Origin of the sequence: Rhodococcus sp. YH3-3 (genome assembly GCF_001653035.1) — a bacterium.
In the GTDB taxonomy this organism is placed as follows: Bacteria; Actinomycetota; Actinomycetes; order Mycobacteriales; family Mycobacteriaceae; genus Rhodococcus_F; species Rhodococcus_F qingshengii.
In genome coordinates this window covers 1,011,062-1,037,661 of record NZ_BCWH01000003.1, presented here as the reverse complement: position 1 = coordinate 1,037,661, position 26,600 = coordinate 1,011,062, and the positions used below count along the sequence as shown (strand labels likewise).

The window sequence follows — 26,600 nt, the reverse complement described above, 5'->3', positions numbered from 1 at the left end:
AACGCTGTGTGGGGGTGGTCGTGATGGATACCGACAAGAGGATCGACCCGCTCACCGGATCGCGAAGCCTGCCGGCAGGAGCGTTCCCCCTGTCTGCGGTGCAGCGCAGCATGTGGTTTGCGCAGCAACTTCACCCGACGGTCCCGTACTTCATCGCGCAGTACATCGAGTTCCACGGCGATTTGGACATGCAACTGCTCAGTCGCGCCGCGGTGGAGGCTGCCCACGAGTTCGAATCACCGTTTCTACGGTTGATGTACCCGGATGGGGAGCCCTGCCAGATCGTGGACTTCACGATCGACCCGGGCATCGACTACTTCGACTTCCGCGAGCGTGAGAACCCTCGGCAGGCTGCCTCGGAGTGGATGGACAACGATTACGCGACGACGCTCGATCTGACTCGCGATCGTCTCGTCGAGATGACAATTCTTCAAACTGGTGATCGGGATTACCTGTGGTACACCAGGATTCATCACGTCGCTCTCGACGGATACAGCGGTATGACGATCGTCAATCGGATTGCGGCGATCTACACCGCAGCCGTCGAAGGTCGAGAGCCTGCGGTGAACAAGGCGCTCGACGTCACGACGCTGTCCGAGCTCGACCAGAAGTACCGCGAATCGAGCCGATTCGAAGCCGACCGCGAGTACTGGGCCCAGCGTGTGTCGGGCGTCGAACACGGTTCGACGTTGGCCACCCGTGAGGGACCCCCGACTGCACGCAGTGAACTCGTCAGTGCCGCGATGTCGGCGAACAGCCTTGCTGCCTTGGACGAGTGGAATTCACGTTCCGGTGCAACTCCGGCCGCAGTGTTGATTTCGGCACTGGCGTGCTACCTGTCCCGCAGTACCGGCTACGACGACGTGCTGATCAACCTGCCGGTTTCCGCGAGGACGACGGCACCGCTGCAGCGGTCCGGCGGAATGCTGGTCAACGTCGCGCCGCTACACATCCACGTAAACCCGGACGAAAGTGTCGACGATCTGGTCGGGCGCGTGCAACTCGAACTTCTCGGTGCGCTTCGTCATCAGCGATGCAGCCTCGAGGACATCCGGCGTGATGCCGGTCTGACCGTCGGCGACGCGCGTCTGTCCGGCCCGATGATGAATGTGATGCTCTTCCGGCAGGAGATAACCCTCGGGCCACTGACCGGTGAGTATCACATCGTCACGTCGGGTCCGGTCGAGGATCTGCTGGTCAACGTGTACCAGAGCGGCGATCCGGCGCAGACGTTGATCGACTTTCGCGGAAACCCCAATCGCTACGGACACGACGAACTGGCCGAGCACCACCGGGCGTTCACCGAGTTGGTCGCAGAACTGACAGCAGCACCGGCCGGTACGCCGATGAACCGGATTCATCCGGCAAGTGCCGAGGCAGGGGCGCGCAGTGCACAGCGCAGGGAACTCGAGCGGTTCTGGGCGAGATACCTGGGGGACTCCGACGAGGGCTCCACACTGGACCTCGAGACACTGGGCCTCGAGCGAATCGACGCCGAATCGGAGCCCACCGGTACGAATCGGCTGAGCGTCCCACTCGATCCCGCGGTCGCCGAACTTGCGCGCACGGAAGGCGTCTCCCTCTTTGCCGTTGTCCATGCCGCATTTGCTTCGTTGCTGTCGAGATCGACCGAGCGCCGGGACGTGCTGATCGGAACGAGGACCGAGTGGGGAACCTTGCCCCTGCGCTGCGAGGTCGATCCGGCGGCGCCGTTCGACGAGTTCGTGAGTTCTCTTGCTCGAGAACGCGATACGTTGTCGATTCGATCGGCGGCAGGTGTCCCCGCACTGCCCGAGTTGCACGTCCACCTCAACGACGGCTCGCAGGAGACCACGATTGTCGGCCTCGACGTGGCGATCGACGTCCACGCAGATACCGGCGCCCTCGAGGTTGCGTACTCCACGCAGCACTACGCCGAATCCACGGTCCGAGCCTTCCTCTCGCGACTGGTGCGGATCCTTGCAGGCGCAGCAGCAGCCCCGCGAACGCCGGTCGGAGACCTCGATCTCCTCGACGACTTCGAGCGCGAGTCCCTGGTACCGGCGCGGGGAGCGACCGCGTCCTCCCCGTTGACCCTCCCCGATATTCTCCGCCGTGCCTCGGCTGTGAACCCCGATGCCCCAGCGCTCGTTTTCGGTGATCGTGAGGTGAGCTACCGGGATCTCGACGCCGAGTCGAACACACTCGCCCGTGAACTGATCAACAGGGGAGTCGGCCCCGGCACCTATGTCGCCCTTGCGCTGTCGAGGTCTCTCGAATCGGTGACCGCGACGTGGGCGGTGGCCAAGACCGGCGGTGCCTTCCTCCCGATCGATCCGCACTACCCCGAGGATCGTATTCGGCACATGCTCACCGATTCGGGAGCTGTAGTCGGAATCAGTGTGGGGGAGCACCACGGCGGGCTCGCCGATTCGGTGGATTGGCTGCTCCTCGACGAACTGGACACCTCGCACCATTCCGATGCACCGGTCGACGACGCCGAGCGGCGTACGCGCCTGAGCTACGACGATCCGGCATACCTCATCTACACGTCCGGCTCCACTGGTGTCCCCAAAGGCGTCGTGGTCAGTCACCGCGGGCTGAGCAGCTTCGCCGACGAAGAACGAGTCAGGTTCGGAGTCGAACCTGGAGACCGCACCCTGCATTTCTCGTCGCCGAGCTTCGACGCTTCGGTCCTCGAACTCCTCCTTGCCTTCGGGGGCGCGGCAACGATGGTGATCGCGCCGCCCACCGTGTACGGCGGCGACGAACTGGCACAGGTGATGCGTATCGGACGGGTCACCCACGCCTTCGTCACCCCGGCCGCGCTGGCAACAGTCGATCCCGCCGGCCTACCGGATCTACGAGTGGTCGTGACCGGCGGCGACGCATGCTCACCCGCGCTGGTGGATCAGTGGTCACACGGACGCTCGATGTTCAACGCGTACGGACCGACCGAAACCACCGTCGTCGCCACTCTGACCGGACCGCTGAGCAGCGATGTTCCCGTCACCATCGGGAAGCCGATGCGCGGAGCCGCAACCGTCCTCCTGGACTCGCGGCTTCAACCGGTGCCGATCGGTGTCGCCGGCGAGCTCTATGTGAGCGGTGTCGGTTTGGCGCGCGGGTACCACGCGCGTGCCACGATTACGGCCGAACGATTTGTTGCCGACCCCAACGGTGTTGCGGGAGAGCGCATGTACCGCACGGGTGACCTCGCGCGGTGGAACGGCGAGGGTGAGCTGGAGTACCTCGGCCGGAGCGACTTCCAGATCAAGATCCGCGGTTTCCGCGTCGAGCTCGGCGAGATCGACGACGTGCTGCGCCGCCACCCGAGCGTCGCACAGGCAGTCACCGCCGGAGTTGCGGGCCCGAGTGGGGAAACACTGTTGGCGGCGTACGTCACGGCGGCTGCGGGCACACACATCGACAACTCCGAGCTGGTCGCCCACGCGAGATCTTCGTTGGCAGCCCACATGGTTCCGGCGCGGATCGTCGTCCTCGACTCCATTCCGTTGACTCCGGCAGGAAAGATCGACAGGAAAGCGTTACCGGACATCGATTCTGTGGGCGGGTCGGCTGAATACCGTGCCCCTGAGACCTCGACCGAGAAGCGAATTTCGGCGGTGTTCTGCGATCTGCTCGGTATCACCCGGGCGGGAGCAGACGACAGTTTCTTCGACCTCGGCGGTGACTCGTTGATCGCGACCCGCGTCGTGTCGCGAGTCAACGGAGCTCTCGGAACGACGCTGAGCGTTCTCGACCTCTTCGAGGCGCCGACCGTCTCCGCTCTGGCAGCACGTGCCGACCTCGCGGACTCGCGGAACACACGTGCCCCGGCACTGACGCGTATCGATCGCCCTGACCGGATACCGGTATCTCTGGCGCAGCAACGAATGTGGCTGACCAATCAACTCGATCCGAGTTCGCCGGCGTACAACATTCCGATCGCGGTTTCGATGACCGGCGATCTCGACGTCGATGCACTGTTCACCGCGCTGCGGGACGTGATCGTTCGACACGAGATCTTGCGGACCGTTTTCCCCGAGAGTGCGCGTGGCCCCGTCCAGCACGTTCTCGGTGTGGACGAGATGTTCGATCATCTCGAGGTGGAAACGGTGCCTGCCGCAGCGACCTCGGCGCGGGCGAGTGAGCTCGCGCGAGAGGGATTCGACGTCAGCGAATCGGTGCCGATCCGCGCGACTCTGCTCGAGGTGAACGAACGCGAGCACACCTTGGTCCTCGTCGTGCACCACATTGCAGCAGACGGCCTGTCGATGGCGCCGCTGGCTCGTGACGTGATGGTGGCGTACGCCTCGCGGGCGAGCGGACGCGTGCCGGCGTGGCTGCCACTCGAAGTGCAGTACGGCGATTTCAGCGAGTGGCAACGCGGAGCGCTCGGTGAAGCGTCCGACCCGGATTCGATTCTTGCCGAGCAGTTGCGGTTCTGGTCGCACACGCTCACCGAACGCGGTGAGCTCGCGGAACTGCCGATGGATCACCCGCGGCCTGCGGGTGTCTCGCTGCGCGGTGACGATCTCGATTTCCGGATCGACTCCGCGACGTACCGCCGGGTCGGCGAGATCGCGGCGCGCAGCGACGTCAGCGTGTTCATGGTGATCCACGCCGCGCTGGCCGTCCTGCTCAGCCGAGAATCCGGAGCGAACGACATCACGATCGGCACTCCGGTGGCCGGGCGGAGCGAGCGCGCTCTCGACGACGTCGTCGGAATGTTCGTCAACACGGTGGTGCTGAGGACGGTTCTCGAGGGGGGACTCACCTTCGGTGAAGTTCTCACCCGCGTCCGCGACGTCGACGTGGCGGCCTTGCAGCACACCGAAGTGCCGTACGACGTACTCGTCGAATCCCTCGCAGACAACCAGGCGCCGCTGTTCCAGGTGATGCTGGTGATGCAGGGCGCCGCTCCCACCGAGGTCACTTTGCCCGAGCTCGAGGTCACGGTCGACGAACTGTCGACGGGCGCGGCAAAGTTCGACCTTCAGGTCATTCTCACCGACCGCGGCGACCATCTCGACGGCCAGTTGAACTACGCCAGCCAGCTTTTCGACTCGGACACCATGTCCGGCCTCGCTGATCGCTTCACGATGCTCCTCGACGCGGTAGCTGCCTACCCGGAATCCGTCGTCGGCGACGTCGATCTCACAGCTCCGGGCGAGGCGGAACTGGTCCTCGAGCGTTGGAATGCCACCGAACACGCCGTACCGATCACCACCCTCTCGGACCTGGTGGCGGAGCAGGCAGCCCGGACACCCGAGGGGGCCGCGCTGGTCTTCGGCGAGCGGACACTGACCTATGCGGAGTTCGACGCGAGGGTCGGTGAACTTGCCAGAACCCTCATCGCCCGCGGGGTCGGCCCGGACATGCGCGTCGCGGTGTCGATTCGACGGTCACCGGAACTACTCGTCGCGGTCCACGCCGTGATCCGTGCCGGTGCGGCATACGTCCCGGTGGATCCCGATCATCCCGCCGAGCGCATCGCGTACGTCTTCGACATCGCGGAACCGATCTGCGTGCTGAGCCGGCCCCAGGACCACGGCGCTCTTCCCGCGCGAGTCCCGATCGTGGACGTCGATCTCGATCGTCAGGTGTCCACGACGGCGCCGATCACCGACGCTGATCGGCTCGGACCCCTCCGCCCGGACAATGCTGCTTACGTGATCTTCACGTCCGGATCGACGGGTCGACCGAAAGGTGTTGCAGTATCACACCGTTCGATCGTCAATCGCCTGCTGTGGATGCAGGACACGTACCCCCTTCACGCGTCGGACGTGGTGCTGCACAAGACCCCGGTGACCTTCGACGTCTCGGTGTGGGAACTGTTCTGGCCCCTGCAGACCGGCGCGCAGTTGGTGATCGCGGAACCGGACGGGCACCGTGATCCCGGGTACCTGTCGGCGTTGATTGCCGAAAAAGGCGTCACGACGGCGCACTTCGTTCCGTCGATGCTCGCGGAATTCGTCGCTGCCGCGACTGCCGGGCAGTGTGCGAGCCTGCGTCGGGTGTTCTGCAGCGGTGAAGCGCTCGCGCCTACCACTGCGGAGGCGTTCACCCGTCTGAGTTCTGCGGGACTGTTCAACCTGTACGGACCCACGGAGGCTGCCGTCGACGTCAGCGCCGCCGAATTCACCCCCGACATGACCGTCACCGTTCCCATCGGTGCGCCCGTGTGGAACACCCAGCTCTATGTCCTCGACGGGCGGCTGCATCCGGTTCCGGTCGGCGTTCACGGCGAGCTGTATCTGGCGGGAGTGCAACTGGCGCGTGGATACCTCGGGCGCAGCGATCTCACCGCCGACAGGTTCGTGGCCGACCCGTACGGCCCGTCTGGCACCCGGATGTACCGAACCGGTGATGTCGTCCGGTGGCGCGCCGACGGGCTGCTCGACTATGTCGGTCGACGCGATTTCCAGGTCAAGATCCGCGGGCAGCGCATCGAACTCGCCGAGGTCGAAGCAGCATTGCTCAGGCTGCCCGGTGTCGCGCAAGCTGCTGCTCTCGTCCATCACGACGACGTGGTCGGTGACAGTTTGGTCGGCTACGTCATCGCCGACACCGGCACTTCGATCGACACGGACGGCCTACGCACCGAGTTGAGAGGTCTCCTTCCGGCCTACATGGTTCCCGCTGTGGTCATCGCCCTCGACGTGTTCCCTCTCGGTTCGACCGGCAAGCTTGATCGGAAGGCTCTGCCCGCGCCCAGCTTCGACAGCTCGCAGACGTATCTGGCGCCGCGAACACCGCTCGAAGCGCAGTTGGCGGCGATCTTCGAGGAGCTTCTGGAATCTGGGGCAGTCGGTGTTCACGACAACTTCTTCGAGATCGGCGGAAACAGCCTCGTCGCTGCACGCGCTGTGGCGCGCGTGAACGATTCGCTGTCGTTGAACTTGTCGATCAGAGAGTTGTTCGACGCGCCGACCGTTGCGCAGTTGGCGGTCGAGTGCGCCACGGCACGAGGGGGACCGGCAGTCCTTCCGCTCGAGGCATTGCCGCGGCCACAGACGATCCCGCTGTCGCTGGCACAAAAGCGCATGTGGTTCGTCAATCAATTCGACGTCGCGTCCGCGGCGTACAACGTCGCCATAGCGATCAGGCTGAGAGGCCGGTTGGACGTTGCCGTGTTGGAGGGCGCGATCACCGACGTGCTTACTCGCCACGAATCGCTGCGCACGCTGTTTCCCATGATCGAGGGAGTGCCGGCGCAGGTGATCGTCGAACCCGGTGAAGCGTTGGGCGCGCTGCCGGTTGTCGCCGCAAACGCCGAAGCGGTACTCGGGGAGATCGAACGTCTCACCTCGAGGGGCTTCGACGTCACGCAGGCTCCACCGATCAGGGCGGAACTGATCGAGGTCGACGAAGAAGATCACGTCCTGACCGTGGTCGTCCATCACATCTGCGCCGACGGATTCTCGATGGCACCGTTGGCGTTCGACGTGATGAGCGCGTACTCGGCAAGGCATCGAGGTGAGGCGCCCGACTGGTCTCCTCTTCCGGTCCAGTACGCGGACTTCGCCATCTGGCAGGAAAGGGCTCTCGGTCGGATCGACGAAGCGGACAGCACTCTTGCAGGTCAGCTCGAGTACTGGACACGTCAACTGGCGAGTGTTCCCGAACTTCTTGCGCTCCCCGCAGATCGACCGCGTCCGCGTGTGCAGGATCTCTCGGGCGGCGTCGTTCGATTCGACATCGATGCCGGCATCCACCGCCGTCTGAGCGAAACCGCGATCGAACACCGAAGCAGTATGTTCATGGCGGTACACGCCGCATACGCAGTGCTCGTGGCGAGATTGTCCGGCATGGAAGACATCACGATCGGCTCACCGATCGCCGGGCGCGGAAATGCCCTGCTGGATCCGATGGTCGGTATGTTCGTCGGCACGTTGGTCCTGCGCGCCGACGTCGACCCCGCCGCCTCGTTCACCGATCTGTTGGCCAGAGTTCGCAGCACCGACCTCGACGCCTTCGCTCACGCAGACGTCCCCTTCGAGCGCGTCGTCGATGCGCTGGCTCCGGAGCGGTCGACGTCGCATTCACCGTTGTTCCAGGTGATGCTGGAGTTCAAGAACACCACTCGGCCAGCAGTTCGTCTGACGGATTTGGACGTCGAGGTCCTCGAACTCGAATCCGCCGTCTCGAATTTCGATCTGCAACTCACGCTTGCCGAGACCTTCGACGATGACGGCCGGCCGGCCGGAATCGAGGCCGGGTTCACCTACGCGAGCGCCCTGTTCGACGAGTCGACCGTCGAAGGTTTCGCTCGATACCTGGTTCGGATTCTCGGTGCTGTCACCGAGTCACCGCACACGCCGGTCGGCGACATCGATCTCGTGAGTGATCTCGACACGATTCGCGCCGTCGCACCGGAACTTCCCGAGCAGGTTCACTTCTCGACGTTGCTCGAGCGGAAGTACGTCGACGAACCGCAGAGGGCTGCACTGATTTTCGGCGACCGCCATCTGACCTACTCCGATCTGGACCGCCGCGCCAACCGGCTTGCACGACTGTTGATCAGCCGCGGGGTCGGTCCGGAATCCGTTGTCGCCCTGGCATTACCACGCTCACTGGAATCCGTGGTCGCGATCTGGGCGGTTGCCCGGTCCGGCGCTGCATTCGTACCCGTCGACCCGGCGTATCCCGTCGACCGCGTGCACCACATGATCAACGACTCGGGAGCGGGCGTCGTTCTCACCACCGCCGAGCATGTGGGTGTCGTCCCCGACGAGGCAGACGCCGTTCTGCTCGATCAGGCAAAGACACTCGCAACCCTCGAACAGATCGGTGATCAGCGGATAGATGCCTCGGAGCTGCTGGCTGCGGTGTCCCTGGACAACCCGGCCTATGTCATCTACACCTCCGGTTCCACCGGCGTCCCCAAAGGCGTCATGGTCACTCACCGTGGGCTTTCGGCACTCGCCGAGCAGGAACGCAGTCGCTTCCGCGTCGAGTCGACCTCGCGCACGCTGCATTTCAGCTCACCGAGCTTCGACGCCTCGATTCTCGAACTCCTGATGGCTGTTGGTGCCGGGGCCACGATGGTCATCGCCCCACCGAGCATCATCGGCGGAACCGAACTGACGAGTCTGATCGCCGACCAGCACGTCACGCACGCCTTCATCACACCAGCCGCACTGGCCACGGTCGATCCGAGCGGACTGAACGAGCTGGTGTGCATCGGAACCGGCGGCGACGTCTGCCCACCCGATCTCGTCGCCGCCTGGGTCAGCGATCACCGGATCATGATCAATGCCTACGGACCAACCGAATCGACGGTCGTCGCCAGCATCACCGAGCCGATGTCCCCGACCGATCGAGTCACGATCGGTCGCCCGTCGACAGGCATCACCGCGTGGGTCCTCGACAATCGCCTACACCGCGTCCCGGTCGGAGTGACGGGAGAGCTGTACGTCAGCGGCGACGGACTCGCCCGCGGTTACCGAAACCGCGCCGGCACGACCGCCGAACGATTCGTGCCCAATCCCGCGGGCAGTGCGGGCACACGGATGTACCGAACCGGCGACCTCGCCAGGTGGAACAAGAACGGCGAACTCGAGTACCAGGGTCGAGGCGATTTCCAGGTCAAGATTCGCGGATTCCGCATCGAACTCGGCGAGATCGAGGCAGTTCTGGCTCGCTATCCCGGCGTTGCACATTCCGTGGTGACCACGCTCGAACGTGACGGAGGCGCCGCACGGATCGTCGGATACGTCGTGCCTGCCAACGACGCTCAGACTGTGGATCCCGAGGCCGTCATCGCGTTCGCGGGCTCGGCTCTGGCCCCGTACATGGTTCCTGCGGTCGTGGTCGTTCTCGACGAACTGCCGATGACTGCCAACGGAAAGCTCGACCGCCGAGCCCTGCCGGTTCCCGACTTGCGAGCAACCCAGGCACGCTCGCGGGCCGCCGAATCCGATACCGAACGCACGCTGGCCGCCTTGTTCGTCGATGTCCTCGGTGTCGAATCGGTGGGCGTCGACGACTCGTTCTTCTCGATGGGCGGCGATTCGATCATGTCGATTCAGCTCGTCGCCCGTGCCCGCGATGCCGGGCTCGTCTTCACCCCGCGTGACGTCTTCGAGGTGAAATCGGTCGCCGGTCTTGCGGTTTTGCTGGCATCGACCAAGGACGACGAACCCGAGGTGCTCGAGGAACTTCCCGGAGACGGCGTGGGCCACGTGCCGTTGATGCCGGTGGCTCAGTGGTGGCTCGACCGGCTCGGCTCCGATCTCCGAGGTCTCGATTCGTTCTCCCAAGCGACTCTTCTCAACGCGCCGCACGGGCTTCACAGTGTGGAGCAGTTGACCGCGGCTCTTCAAGTTGTTCTCGATCGTCACGACATCCTTCGCGCACGCCTCGAGCTCGACGGCGAGCGCAGGCTTGTTGTCGGCGAGCCGGGATCTGTTGCAGCCGAGAATATTTGCCGGGTGATCGAGGTAGAGGCCGAGCCGGGCACCGCGGTGTTCGACGGGGCGATCGTCGACGCACTGGGCGGTGCGCGTCGAGAACTCGACCCCGGCCGGGGCGTGATGGTGCGGGTCGTCTGGTTGTCCGGCGTGCGCAACACCGGCCGGCTGCTCCTGGTGATCCACCACCTCGCCGTCGACGGTGTCTCCTGGCGCGTCCTCGTGCCGGAACTTGCGTCGGCTTTCCACCGCATCGATGCAGGCGAGGAACCGGAGCCGTCGTACTCGGGCACGTCGGTTCGTCGTTGGTCGCATGCGCTCCGCGACATCGCGCCCGATCGAAGAGTCGAATTGCCCCGGTGGCGTTCGATACTCGAAGGTGCCGACCCGCTGATCGGAACCCGGCCGCTGGACCCGCGGCTCGACACGTTCGATTCGGTCGGCCGAGTTGTCGCCGACGTACCCGTCGAACTGTCCGACACAGTCCTGACCACGCTTCCGGCGCTTTTCGGTGGATCAGTCAACGACGGTCTCGTTGCTGCTCTCGCACTGGCACTGACGCAGTGGAGGCAGGCACAGGGCATACGAACCGACAACGTACTCATCTCGATGGAGGGCCACGGACGCGAAGCTCACGTGGTGCCCGGTGCGGACGTCCTGCACACGGTCGGCTGGTTCACCAGCGTCTTCCCGATGCGGATCGACCTCGCCGACATAGACATCGCGAACGTGTTGAGCAGCGCCCCAGAGGCAGCGGTGGTGCTCAAGCGTGTCAAGGAAGAACTCTTGGGTGTTCCGGACAGCGGCATCGGCTACGGAGTTCTGCGTTACCTCGACGAGGTGGGTCGAGCGGAACTCGAAGACCTCCGCCAACCGCAGATCTCGTTCAACTATCTGGGCCGTTTCTCCGGCACCGAAGCAGGAGAGTCACTGGGGGACTGGGCACTGGCCCGGGACGTCGATCTGGAAGCGGCAGCGCGGTCCGAGATGCCAGTGGGTTCGGTCCTGGACGTCAACGTCGTCACCACCGAGATCTCGGGCGCACCGCACATCGGTGCCACTATCGCCTATCCCACCGGCGTGCTGGCAGAGCGCGATGCTCGCGCCATCGCCGACCTCTGGGTGCAGGCGTTGCGCGCGCTGGCCACCTATGCCGAACACAGCGAACGCGGGGGACTCACCCCGTCCGACATCGACCTGATCGACCTCGACCAGGATTCCATCGACCACCTCGAGCGCGAGTTCCCGACACTGACCGACGTCTGGTCCCTCTCACCGCTGCAATCCGGACTGCTCTTCCACGCCCGCTACGCCGAACACACAGTCGACGCGTACACCGTCCAACTCGCACTCGAACTCGACGGCGTCGACGCGTCCCGGTTGCACCGTGCCGCACAGGCACTGCTCGACAGACACGAGAACCTACGCGCGGCGTTCACGACCGACACCGGTGGACGATCGGTGCAGGTGATCAACGCAGACGTTGACGTGCCGTGGACCGAGATCGACATCTCTCCGTTGGCCCCCACCGAACAAGCGACCGAGATACGCGAGCTTCTCCATGCGGATCGGGTCCGCGGCTTCGACATGGCCACTCCGCCCCTGCTGCGGTTCCTGCTTCTGCGAACCGGTGACGACGCGTATCGGTTGATCCTGACCAACCACCACATCCTCCTCGACGGATGGTCGATGCCGCTGCTGGTCCGCGACCTACTGACGCTCTACGCGACAGACAGTGATCACAGTGCCATCCCACGCGTACACCCCTACCGGGACTATCTGAGCTGGATCAGCACTCGCGACGACAGCGTGTCGATCGAGGCCTGGGGCGAAGCACTCCGCGGACTCGACGACCCGACGCTGCTCACCGGAACTCACGCCGTCGACGAGGACGGCGCTACCTCACGCTCGACGACCACAGCGCTCGGAGAACGTGAGACGGAACTTCTGCGTGGATTCGTCCGCTCCCGTGGCCTGACGACAGCCTCCTTGATCCAGGTGGCCTGGGGAATCGTGCTCGCCGAACTCCTCGGCCGCGACGACGTCGTCTTCGGTGGAACCGTCTCCGGCCGACCACCCCAGGTGTCCGGCGTCGAGTCGATGGTGGGTTTGTTCATCAACACCGTCCCCGTCCGAGTTCGCCTCGATCCAAGAGAGTCCCTGGCGGCGCTGTGCGTTCGCGTCCAAGCGGAACAGGCGCGGTTGTCCGATCACCATCATGTCGGGCTTTCGCACATCACTTCGGCTGTGGGGTCCGCTGCATCGTTCGACACGCTGACTGTGTTCGAGTCGTATCCCGTCGACCGCGGTGGACTCTCCTCCGGCACCGACATAGCCGGAATGCACGTTCTCGACGTCCACGACGCCGAGGATGCCGCGCACTATCCACTCGCGATCGTCGCCTCTGCGGCAGACGGGCGACTGCGGCTCAAATTCGAGTATTTCCCGGGAGTCCTGGGCGATCACGACATCGACGCGATCGCCGGCCGGCTGCTCCGCACCCTCGAGCTGATCACCGCGCAACCGGATCTCCCGCTGGCGAAACTGCGCCTGATGCCGGATTCGCAAGTGCAGCAATTGGTTCCCGCGCGCGGCCGGCAGGGCCGCTCGGTCAGGACACTCGATCGCATCTTTTCGGACACCGCGAGCAGATTCCCCGAACGGGTCGCACTGTCCTGTGGTGAGAGAAAGATGACCTATCGAGAGCTGGACGAGGCGTCGAACCAGTGGGCGCGCGTGCTCATCTCGGAAGGCGCCGGCCCGGACTCACGGGTGGCGATCTGTGTGGAACGCTCCTTCGAATCCGTCGCAGCGGTCTGGGCGATCACCAAGACCGGCGCCGCCTTCGTGCCGATCGATCCTCGCTACCCGAGTGACCGGATCTCGTTCATGCTCGAGGACTCGGCATCCTCGCTCGGATTGACCACGGCTGCCCACAGACCCGGCGACGGCGGTGTGACGAAGTGGCTCGAACTCGACGACCCGACGAGCATCGCTCGGCTCTCCGGAGTATCCGCGGCGCCGCTACGCGAGGACGAGCGTCGAGGAACCCCGCGGTTGGAGAACACTGCCTACCTCATCTACACCTCGGGCTCGACCGGCCGACCCAAGGGCGTCGTCGTCACGCACACCGGTCTCGAGAACTTCGCCGACGAACAGCGTCATCGCTACGGTCTCACCGAGAATTCACGCGCACTGCATTTCGCCTCTCCGAGCTTCGATGCCTCCGTTCTCGAGTACCTGCTCGCCTTCGCCGTCGGCGGCGAACTGGTCGTAGCTCCCACCACCGTCTACGGAGGAACCGAACTGGCCGACGTTCTCCGCGAGGGACATGTCACCCACGCGTTCATCACGCCTGCAGCGCTGACGTCGGTGGATCCCGAGGGAATCGACGAACTGACCACCATCACGGTGGGCGGCGAGGCGCCCTCGGCGGACCTGGTGCGCACCTGGGCGCCGGGAAGATCGTTCGTCAACGTCTACGGACCCACCGAAACCACCATCTCCTGCAACCTCAGCGACCCCATCCCGGCCGGCGAGAAGGTCTATCTCGGACCGCCGAACCGCGGATTCAGCGAGGTCGTCCTCGATCGCAGACTTCAACCGGTGTCCGTCGGAGTTCCCGGCGAACTGTATGTCGCCGGAGTCGGACTCGCGCGCGGCTATCACGGGCGCTCACCACTGACAAGCGAACGATTTGTCGCCAACCCGTACGGCGAGCCGGGGGAGCGGATGTACCGCACGGGCGACGTGGTGCGCTGGCGCAGCGACCGCACCATCGAGTACCTCGGACGCAGCGACTTCCAGGTCAAGATCCGCGGCTTCCGTATCGAACTCGGCGAGGTCGACACGGCGTTGGGTCAGCTGCCCGGCGTGGAGTACGCGGTCACGTTGGCGGTGCGCGGACCCTCCGACGAGCAGGCCTTGGCGGCATATGTCGTCTGCGACGACGAACGCCGGGTGAGCGCCGAGGACATCCGGGCGGCGGCACGGGATCTACTGCCGGCACACATGGTGCCCGCAAGCGTCGTCGTGCTCGACGAACTACCGCTGACCGGCGTCGGCAAGGTCGATCGGGCTGCTCTTCCGGCGCCTCGTTTCGACACCGATGCCGAAACACTCACTGCACCGGCCACCGAGTTGGAACGGCTGGTGGTGGGCGTTTTCGAGGACGTGCTCGGAGTGTCTCCGATCGGTATCGACACTCACTTCTTCGACGTCGGCGGAAACTCACTGACCGCGACCCGCGTCATCGCCCGCGTCAACGCACTTCTCGGCACCGACATCGGCGTTCGAGGACTGTTCGAGTCTCCGACAGTTCGGCAGCTCTCGCGTCTGGCGGAGAGCGTCGGCCGCGGAGAGAACCCCAGACCACCGTTGACTCGGCGATCCCGCCCGGACCCACTGCCCGTGTCACTGGCACAGAAGCGGATGTGGTTCCTCAACCAGTTCGACGTGACGTCCCCCGCCTACAACGTTCCCCTGGCAGTGCGCCTCGACGGCGATCTGGACTTCGCCGCATTGCAGGCCGCGGTAGCGGACGTAATGGGGCGCCACGAGAGCTTGCGGACGAAGTTCCCCTCGATCGACGGACAGCCGGTTCAGCAGGTGATGTCCAGCGACGAGGTCATGCCGATCCTGGAGCCGGAAATCGTCACTGCTGCCAGAGTGTCCGATCGAATCCTCGAGCTGGCCTCGGCAGGCTTCGACGCCTCGGCCGAAGTTCCGATCCGCTGCGCGGTCCTGCGCGTCGACGGGGACGAGCGCAGGCACGTACTCGTGATCGTCGTCCACCACATCGTCGCCGACGGGTTCTCGATGAACCCCCTCGCAGCGGACGTGGCAGCGGCTTACGCGGCCCGCAGTGCCGGCAGTGCGCCGAACTGGTCGGAACTGGCCGTGCAGTACGGCGACTTCGCTGTGTGGCAGCACGAAGTGCTCGGCTCCGAGGAAGATCCGGACTCGGCTCTGACCCGTCAGCTCGATTACTGGAAGGACCGACTCGCGGGACTGGGCGAGCCGATCGCGTTGCCGACGTCGTTCCCACGTCCGGCAAAGCCGTCCATGGTCGGCTCGGTCCACCGGTTCGCGGTATCGCCGCAGACCCATCGGGCGCTGACCGACCTGGCACGTGAGCACGGCACCACCATGTTCATGCTCATGCACGCAGCACTGGCGGTACTTGCGGCGCGCCTGGCCGGTACCGAGGACATCGCCATCGGGACACCCGTCGCCGGCCGCGGCGAGGCCGAACTCGATCACCTGGTCGGTATGTTCGTCAACACTCTCGTGCTGCGAACACAGATCACGCCCGACGCGTCGTTCGAGGACGTCCTCGCCCAGGTTCGCGAAGGCGACCTCGGCGCGTTCCAGCACACCGATTTGCCCTTCGAAAGGTTGGTCGACGCACTCGACCCGGAACGCTCGACTTCGCACACTCCGTTGTTCCAGATCCTCATCGAGTTCCGCAACAATGCACTCCCACAACTCGAATTGCCGGGGCTGTCGGTCTCGGGAGTCGAGTTCGACCTACCCGTCGCCAAGTTCGATCTGCAACTCTCGGTCACCGAGCGTTACGACGCGGATGGCGGAACGGATGGCATCGACGCCGAATTCATCTACGCCACAGACCTGTTCGACGGTGACTTGATCGATTCGTTCTCACGCAGACTGCTCACCATCCTCGAGGCGGTCTCCCGAGAGCCGTCGACTCCTACCGGTGACATCGACGTCGTGAGCGCCGACGAGCGTCGACAGATGCTGACCGAGTGGAACACTCACGCCGAACCGGCTCCAGCGGACAACATCGCGGACCGATTCTTCGAGGCTGTTGCAGCACATCCGTCGTCGACCGCGGTCAACGACAGCGACGGCGCCATGACGTACGCCGAACTGGACGGGCGCGCTAACCGCCTGGCGCGGCTCCTGATCGGCCGCGGTATCGGTCCGGAATCCGTGGTGGCTGTTGCAATGCCCAGAACCACCGATCTCGTGCTGGCCCTCGTCGCCGTCATCAAAACCGGAGCGGCATACCTGCCGGTCGACATCACCTACCCGGCCGAGCGCATGCGGTTCCTCTTCGACGACGCGCGGCCGGTATGCCTGGTCACGACCGGAGACTTCCGAAGCGACCTACCTTCGGAGATCATCGAATCCGGCATAGACGTCGTCGAACTCGGATCGCCGGAGATCGCGGTACGCCTCGATCACTCCGCGCCCCATCGCATCACCGACGCGGACCGGACGACACCACTTCTGCCCGACGCGATCGCGTACATCATCTACACGTCCGGATCCACAGGGCGCCCCAAAGGTGTCCAGGTCAGCCACCGAAACGTCCTGACTCTGATGGACAACACCGCCCCGACGTTCGGGTTCGACGACACGGACGTGTGGACGATGTTCCACTCGTACGCATTCGACTTCTCCGTCTGGGAGTTGTGGGGGCCGCTGCTACACGGCGGCCGACTGGTCGTCGTCGACTACTACACGACCAGATCACCGGACATGTTCCACGAACTGCTCCGCCGTGAGCGAGTGACGGTCCTGAACCAAACGCCCACCGCCTTCTACCAACTCGCCGAAGCCGACCGTGCGTACTCACCGAACGGCACCGGTCCCGACCTTGCACTGCGTTACGTCGTCTTCGGTGGCGAAGCGCTCGACCTCGGGCAGTTGCGCAAGTGGTACGACAGGCGGGCCGACACGGCTCCGACGTTGGTCAACATGTACGGGATCACCGAGACGACAGTGCACGTCAGTCGAATCGCACTCGACCGCAACGACAGCGAGCACGCGTCGGCGAGCATCATCGGGCGAGCAGTACCGGGATTGTCCGTCTACGTACTCGATCGGCGACTGAACTTGGTACCACCAGGTGTCGTCGGCGAAATGTACGTCGCCGGTGATCAGGTGACTCGGGGATACCTCGGAAAACCCGCATTGACTTCGGTGCGGTTCCTTCCCGATCCATTCGGTAGTTCGGGGGATCGAATGTATCGGAGCGGGGACCTGGCGAGGTGGAACGACGCGGGGCAGTTGGAGTACGTGGGCCGCAGTGATTTCCAGGTGAAGGTGCGTGGTTTCCGCATCGAACTCGGAGAGATCGAAGCCGCAATGCTCCGCTGCCCCGGCGTCGCTGCCTCGGTAGCACTTGTTCGGACAGAGGGAGCGTCACCGCGGATCGTCGGGTACGTGGTCGCCGAAACAGGCAGTACCGTCGATTCAGCGACGGTGACCGACTTCGTCGCCGCCGAACTCGCGGAGTACATGGTGCCCACCGCGATCGTCGTCCTCGAATCGCTTCCACTGACGGTCAACGGAAAGCTCGACCGACGCAGCCTCCCGGCTCCGGACTTCACCGTCACGGGACCAACCGAGGCGACGCGGGCGCCGGCCACCGCTACCGAAGCGGTCCTCGCGGACCTCTTCGCGGAGGTGCTGGGTCGGGGCAGTATCGGAGTGGACGATTCCTTCTTCGGTCTCGGCGGCGATTCGATCATGTCGATCCAACTCGTCTCACGGGCGAAGTCCGCAGGCCTCGTCTTCACTCCGCGGGACGTCTTCGAAGCGAAGACCGTGGCCGGCCTCACCAAAGTGCTCCTCATCGAATCATCGGAAACGGCACCGGTTCTCACGGAGCTACCCGGCGGGGGAGCCGGCCCGCTACCGCTCACGCCGATCATGGAGTGGCTCGTCGAACGCAGTCGCGGTGACCTGAGCACGATCCGCAGTTACAGCCAGAGCGCGCTGATCGCACTGCCCGCGGATGTCTCCGGCCCCGCGCTGGAACGAGCATTGCAAACGATCCTCGATCGTCACGACGTGCTGCGGGCGCGCCTGGACGCCGCGACTCACCAACTCGAGATCCGCGAGCCAGGGAGCATCACCGCCCCCGACATCCTGCGCCGAACCCCCATCGTGTCCACCAGCGGCGAAGAATTCGTCGCCGCTGCGGAAACCGCGATGCAGGACGCATCCAGCCGCCTCGATCCCGAACACGGGAAGATGATCAGCGCAGTCTGGTTGGATCCCGTCAGCTCGAACGGCAACCGGGCCGAAGCCGGACGGTTGCTCCTGGTCCTTCATCACCTCGCGGTCGACGGTGTGTCCTGGCGCATGCTCGTCCCGGGCCTGGTCACTGCTTATGCCTCGGCGTTCGACGGAGAAACACCGATACTTCCGCCGGGCGGAACGTCGATACGTCGCTGGGCGACAGCGCTCGCCGAGACCGCTGCGCAGCGACGCGACGAGATCGACCTGTGGTCGAGAATGCGGACCGACGAGCCATTGCTCGGGGCACGCGGGCTCGACCCAGCCGTCGATGTCGGAGCCACCGTCGACCGCGTCAGCGTCGACGTTCCGACCTCCGTGACCGAGAACGTCATCTCGACGGTGCCTCAGCATTTCGGAGGCTCGGTGAACGACGGGCTGCTCGCTGCTCTCGCGATTGCCGTCACCGCCTGGCGTCGATCGCGCGGACAGCGCAGCGGGGACGTGCTCGTCAACCTCGAAGGGCACGGCCGCGAGGAGACCGCCGTACCGGGCGCCGACCTCTCGCGCACGGTCGGCTGGTTCACCACCTTGTTCCCCGTCCGGATCGATCTCACCGGACTCGATGTCGTCGATGCACTGGCCGGGGGATCAACCGCCGCCTCCGCCGTGAAACTCGTCAAGGAAACGCTGCTCGGCCTGCCCGACAACGGAATCGGGTTCGGCATCCTGAAGTACCTCGATCGAAACGAGGAACTTCGTGAGCTGCCCACGCCGCAGATCTCGTTCAACTACCTCGGACGATTTGCCGGCTCGGATCCCGAGCACGGCGAAGTGCCGTGGCTGCCGATCTCGGAAGTGACCCTCGACGAAGCGCACAGCGGCGAATTGGCCGCCGCGTCGGTACTCGACATCAACGCCGTCACGACCGATACCGCACACGGTCCGATTCTGCGCGCTACGTGGTCCTTCCCCCGCGGCATTCTCAGCGACGCCGAAGTCACCGAACTGGCGGAGCTCTGGGCCCGAGCACTGGGCGCACTGAGTGAATACGTGGAGGAACACTCCGAGCGCGAGCTCACGCCCACCGATCTCGATCTCGTCACCGCGGATCAACAGAGCATCGAACAGCTCGAGCGCAGATTCCCCGACCTGACCGACATCTGGTCACTGTCACCTCTGCAGTCGGGCATGCTCTTCCACGCCCAGTTCGACGAAACCGAAATCGACCCGTACATGGTGCAACTGACCCTCGAGCTCGGGGGTCGGGTGGAGGCGCCGCGCCTGCGCCGCGCCGCGCAGGCCTTGGTTGATCGTCATCCGAGCCTGCGCGCGGGATTTGTCTCCGCACCGGGAGGGCGGGCACTGCAGGTGATCCGTTCCGGTGTCGACATCGGCTGGGCCGAGATCGACCTGTCCGGGGCCGAAGACAGTGAAGTCGCGCTCGGTCAGCTGCTCGAACGCGATCGCGCTCATCGTTTCGACATGGAAACAGCCCCGTTGATCCGCTTCATGCTCGTGCGAATCGGACCGGACACAGCACGCCTCGTCGTGACGAACCACCACATCCTGCTCGACGGCTGGTCCACCCCGCTGTTGCTTCGAGACCTGCTCACTCTCTACGCAACCGACGGTGACCCCGAGATTCTGCCCCGCGTTCAGTCGTATCGCGACTATCTCTCCTGGATCTCGAAGCAAGAACCCGAGACTTCGCTACGGGCGTGGCAAGAAGCGCTACGGGGCGTCGACACGTCCACCCACCTCTCGAGTGCAGACACCGCCGCCGAAACCGTGGCAAGTGAAATCCACTCGTACTCGCTGCCGACAGAACGAACCGAGACTCTTCGAGCGTTCGCGCGAAGCCGCGGCCTGACCATGGCGACCCTGGTACAGGTGGCATGGGGAATCGTGCTCGCCGAACTTCTCGGACGCGACGACGTCGTCTTCGGCGGAACGGTCTCAGGACGCCCACCACAGGTGCCCGGCGTGGAATCGATAGTCGGCCTGTTCATCAACACGGTGCCTGTCCGAGTCCGCCTCGACGCCCGAGAAACCCTCGCCGAACTGGCCATTCGCGTCCAATCCGAGCAAGCGTCATTGCTCGACCACCACCACATCGGACTGTCGGACATCGCCGGAGCAGTCGGCGCCGCCGGTTCCTTCGACACCCTGACGGTATTCGAGTCGTATCCCGTCGACGAGACAGCCCTGACCGCCGAAACCGACATCGCGGGAATGCACGTTCTCGGCATCGACGGACGCGACTCGGCGCACTATCCGATTGCCGTGGTGGCGTCCGAAAGTGACACGCTGAATCTGAAGATGGAGTACTTGCCGACGCACTTCTCCGCCCGCGAAGTCGCCAAGATCACCGAGCGCGTGGGCATCGTCCTCGGGCAACTCGCCTCGGCACCGGATCAGCCGCTGGCCCGTCTGCAGGTTCTCACGGAGTTCGAGAGCCGTGATCTTGCGCCGGTCTTCGGCTCCCCGGGGCGCTCCGCGCGAACGCTCCCAGAGATTCTCGCCGACGTCTCTGCCACCTATCCCGACCGCATCGCGCTCTCGGCCGGCAGCCGTTCCATGACCTACGCCGAACTGGACCGGCGCTCGAACCAGTTGGCCAGAGCCATGATTCGCCGCGGCGCCGGGCCCGAGACGTCGGTTGCCATCGGCATCGAAAGGTCCGTCGAATCCGTACTCGCGGTGTGGGCGGTGGCCAAGACCGGCGCAGCGTTCGTCCCCGTCGACCCCACCTATCCGGCTGACCGAATCGAACACATGCTCAGCGACTCCGAGATGTTGTTCGGGTTGACCGTCGTCGACGCCATCGACACACTTCCACCCATCGTGTCCTGGTTGGTGCTCGGAGAAGAGGCATTCGACGACGACGTCGCCACCAGTTGCACGCTGCCGATCACCCAGGACGAACGGCGTGCACCGGTGGTCATGGACAACGCCGCCTACGTGGTCTATACCTCGGGATCCACCGGCCGACCCAAGGGAGTTGTCGTCACCCACACCGGACTCGACAGCTTCGCACTCGACCAGCAGCGTCGATTCCACGCAGATCACCACTCTCGAACCCTGCACTTCGCCACCCCCAGCTTCGACGGAGCCGTCTTCGAGTACCTGCAGGCATTCGGTGTCGGAGCCACCATGGTGATCGTCCCGACCGACATCTACGGCGGCGCCGAACTGGCAAGTCTCATCCGCCGCGAACACGTCACTCACGCGTTCGTCACCACGGCAGCACTCGCCACCGTCGACCCGGCCGGCCTGGACGAGTTCCGGCACGTCGTCGTCGGGGGAGAGACACTACCGCCGCATCTCGTCGGCCTCTGGGCTCCCGGACGAGAATTCGTCAACGCCTACGGCCCGACCGAGACAACCGTCATGGCAGACATCAGCGAACCCATGACAGTGGGCGCACCCATCACGATCGGTGGACCGATCCGCGGCGTGCACGAGATGATCCTCGATTCGCGCCTGCAACCTGTACCCGTCGGAGCTCCCGGTGAGCTGTACATCGCCGGCATCGGCCTGGCTCGCGGATACCACCGGCGTCCCGGCCTGACCAGCGAGCGATTTGTCGCCGACCCCTTCGGCAAGCCAGGCGACCGGATGTACCGCACGGGCGACATCGTCTCCTGGCGAAGCGATCACACCATCGAATACGTCGGGCGTAGCGACTTCCAGGTCAAGATTCGCGGATTCCGCATCGAGCTCGGCGAGGTCGACGCCCAGATCACCGCAATGGCGAGTGTCACGAATTGCGTGACACTCGGCGTCGACGGACCGGCCGGCGCCACAGTTCTCGCGTCCTACCTCACCGTCGAGGAAGGATCGACGCTGACCGGGGCAGAGATCACCGCGCACCTCGCCGGACGTGTTCCCTCGCACATGGTTCCGTCCAGCATCATGATCGTCGACGAGCTACCGCGCACCGCGGTCGGCAAGCTCGATCGAAAAGCGTTGCCGACGCCGGAGTTCACCGGAACCGGTGTGGAATTCCGGGCGCCCGGCACCAGCCTCGAACGTCGGATCGCCGATGCGTTCATCGACGTACTCGGCGTCGAACGGGTCGGCGTCGACGACAATTTCTTCGAGCTCGGCGGCAACTCGCTGATCGCCACTCGCGTGGTCTCGCGGCTCAACTCCGCACTGAACATCGACGTCGGGGTGCGCGTGCTGTTCGAGGCACCGACGACGGCTCAGCTCGCCGAACGGCTCTCCAGCGCTGTCACTGCCGTCGGCGCTGTGCCGCTCACTCCCATGGAGCGCAATGGCAGCGTCCCGCTCTCGTTGGCGCAGAAGCGCATGTGGTTCCTGAACCAATTCGACACACGCTCAGCCGCGTACAACATCCCACTAGCTGTTCGCCTTACCGGTGACCTCGACGTCACGGCCATGCAACAGGCCATCGCCGACGTCGTCGAGCGGCACGAAACACTGCGGACGGTGTTCCCCGCCGTCGGCGGCGATCCGATTCAGCAAGTGCTCACCGTCGACGAGGCAGTACCGCCGGTCCGTGAAATGACGTTGGGGGAGGACGAGCTCGCGGAGCGCATGCAACGACTCGCCACGACCGGCTTCGACGTGTCGGTGGACCTGCCGCTGCGCGTGGCACTGTTCCGACTCGACACCGCTGAACCCGTTCACATTCTGTTTGTCGTGGTCCATCACATCTGCGCCGACGGATCGTCGATGGCGCCGCTCGCACGCGACGTGATGACGGCCTACCTGGCGCGTACGGCAGGGACCGAGCCCACGTGGACGCCGCTCGAGGTGCAGTACGCAGACTTCACGTTGTGGCAGCATCGCGTCCTCGGATCGGAAGACGACCCGGAATCCGTCATCAGTCGCCAATTGCACTACTGGAGTGAGCAACTCGCCGGACTCGACGACGTCATCGCACTGCCCGCCGACCACCCGCGACCCGTGCAACAGACCTTCCACGGTGACCGATTCACCTTCGACATCGACGCGAACACCCACCGCGCCCTCGCGGACCTCACCAGGGCAAACGGTGTCACGATGTTCATGGCGCTGCACGGCGCGCTCGCAGTGCTGATGTCCAAGTTGTCGGGCGCCGACGAAGTCACCATCGGCACACCGATCGCCGGCCGAGGTCAGGCAGCGCTCGACCATCTCGTCGGAATGTTCGTCAACACACTGGTCCTGCGAACCAGCGTCGATCCCGACATCACGTTTGCCGACCTGTTGGAGCACGTCCGGGAAATCGACCTGGCCGCATTCCAGAACTCGGACCTGCCATTCGAACGGCTCGTCGACGTCATCAACCCAACCAGATCCACGTCGTACTCACCGTTGTTCCAGGTCGCCCTCGAACTTCAGAACAACGAACCCGCACATTTCCACCTACCCGGCCTCGACATCGACGGACTGACCGTGGAAACCAAATTCGCGAAGGAGGACCTGGAGCTGATCGTCGACGAGAAGTTCGACGAGTTCGGCATCCCGGCTGGGATGTCCGCAGCCTTCGACTTCGCAACCGATCTCTTCGAACCCGCCACCATTCGGCGGTTTGCCGACCGACTGCGCCTGATCCTGGACGCTGTCGGACGCGAACCCGCAACACGTATCGCCGACATCGGCATCCTCGGCGCCGATGAAACAGCTGCCCTGGTGCCGGCATCCGGTGCCGCCGCGACTCGAGCGCGGGTGTGGCCGGAGATCCTCGCCGAAGCAGTCTCCTCGAACCCGGATGCCCCAGCCCTCTCGAGTCGCGAGAGGTCGATGACCTACCGCGAGCTCGACGAGGAATCGACGAAGCTGGCGCGCGCGCTGTGTCGGCGCGGCGTCGGTCCCGAAGATTTTGTGGCGCTGGGTCTGCCGCGGTCCACTGCGGAGATCGTCGCGATCTGGGCGGTCACGAAAACCGGTGCAGCATTCTTGCCGGTCGACCCGAACTATCCCGACGATCGCATCAACCACATGCTCGACGATTCGCGGGCCGTACTCGGCATCACCGACGACGCTCACCGCAGTCAACTTCCCGACACGGTCGAGTGGATGGTCCTCGATGAAGCCGAGACCGTCGACGAGATCGACGCCCAGAGCGCAGCCGCGATCACCGATCGCGACCGCACGATCCCCTTGCATCACGGGCATCCCGCGTACCTGATCTACACCTCGGGTTCAACCGGGAAGCCGAAGGGCGTCATCGTCACCCACCTCGGGTTGTCAAACCTCAACGCCGAGGAACATCAGAGATTCAACGTCCAGCCCTATTCGCGGATCTCTCACCTGGCATCACCGAGCTTCGACGCCTCGGTCTTCGAACTCATGATGGCGTTCGGCAGCGGAGCGTGCCTGGTCGTCATCCCACCGACGGTCTTCGGCGGATCCGAGTTGGCCGAAATCTTTGCCGACGAACACGTCTCACACGCGTTCATCACTCCGACCGCGCTCAGCTCGATCGAAAGCTCCGCGCTACCCGAACTCCGCGTACTCGCAGTCGGTGGCGAGGCCTGCCCACCCGAACTCGTGGACATCTGGGGCCGCGACCGTCGCATGTTCAACGGATACGGACCCACCGAATCCACCATCCAGGCCAGCGTCAGTGAACCCATGCGGCCGGGCAAGGACATCAACATCGGACGACCGGCCATCGGCTTTGCCGGACTGGTCCTCGACGGGCACCTCAAGCCCGTGCCGGTGGGAGTCATCGGGGAGCTGTACGTGACCGGCCCCGGACTCGCCCGGGGATACCACAATCGTCCCGACCTCACCGCCGACCGATTTGTCGCCGATCCGTTCGGCGAACCAGGCCAGCGGATGTACCGCACGGGCGACCTGGTGCGCTGGCGCTCCGACAGCACCCTCGAATACCTGGGCCGCAGCGACTTCCAGATCAAAGTCCGCGGATTCCGCATCGAGCTCGGCGAAATCGACTCTGTCCTGATGGCACACCCATCCGTCTACTTCGCCGCCACACTCGGGCACGAAGCGCCGTCGGGGGAGACGATGATCGCCTCCTACATCCAGCCCGTGGAAGGACAGACCGTCGACGACTGGGAGCTTCGCCGCCATCTGTCTTCTCGCCTGCCCGCGCACATGGTTCCCGGCGCGATCGTCGTCGTCGACCGCATTCCGGTGACACCGGTCGGCAAGCTGGACCGCAAGGCACTGCCGACCCCGAGCTTCGAGCGACGCACGGTCCCGTACGCACCGCCGACAAACAACACCGAACGAACGGTCGTCGACATCTTCGAGACCGTGCTCGGGCACGAGCACATCGGCGTCGACGACGACTTCTTCGAACTGGGCGGAACGTCGATCGTGGCCACTCGCATCACCATCGAACTCGAGAAGCGTCTCGGGATGCGAGTGCCGTTGCAATCGCTTTTCCTGGATCCGACACCTGCCGGAGTCGCCCGGGCTGCCGACGGAATGGACGCACACTCGCCGGACGATTCGTCGGATCTTCTCGCCCCGATGATCACGCTGCGCGCCGGATCCGATCGTGCACCACTGTTCTTCGTCCATCCGGGTATCGGATTGTCCTGGGGTTACGCAGAATTCGTCAAGCATCTCGAGCTGGATCAACCCGTCTACGGTCTTCAGCTACCGTCCCTGAGCGGCGGGCCCAGCTTCGACTCGCTGACCGAACTCGCCGACGACTACGCGAATCGCATTGCAGCCGTGGCATCGACCGGCCCGATCCATCTGGCCGGCTGGTCGCTCGGCGGCGTGATCGCACACGCCGTGGCACACAGCCTCACTCGGAGCGGACGTGACGTGACTCTGTCGATACTCGACAGCTATCCGTCGTCGGATTCCGATCAGCCCGCAGAACTCTCGGTCTCCGAACTACTGGCCGGGCTCGCGATGCCGGCGGGATCCAAGACGGTCGAGACCTTCGAAGAAGCGGCGGAATTGCTGGAGCAGACCCTGGGTGCCGGAATCGGAATCGAAGCGGAGCACCTGGCACGGATCAGTCGCGGTTACTCCCACTCCGTCGAATTGACGAATCGGCACCAACCGCCTGTCCACGTTGGAGCCATCGAGTTCTTCGTAGCGGGAAGATCTACGGAGAACGGACACGATGTCGCCGAATGGCGAAGGTTTGTAGAAGGGGACATCCGAGTCACCGAAGTCGATTGCGAACACAACCAGATGATCGAACCAGGTCCGGCGGCAACCATAGCTGTACGATTGCGAGAAGTTATCGCTCAGTGGGGTGTCTGA

1 protein-coding gene is annotated in these 26,600 nt (G+C 64.6%); it reads left to right on the top strand.

All coding sequences use genetic code 11. The features are described from left to right. The first annotated feature begins 23 nt into the window (after nucleotides 1–23). On the top strand, nucleotides 24–26,600 hold the full coding sequence (locus YH3_RS29975) for a non-ribosomal peptide synthetase (RefSeq protein WP_064444677.1): 26,577 nt from the start codon (nucleotides 24–26) through the stop codon (nucleotides 26,598–26,600).

Coding starts and splice junctions, on each gene's coding strand:
- YH3_RS29975 (WP_064444677.1), top strand. CDS start 24: ATGGATACCGACAAGAGGATCGACCCGCTCACCGGATCGCGAAGCCTG.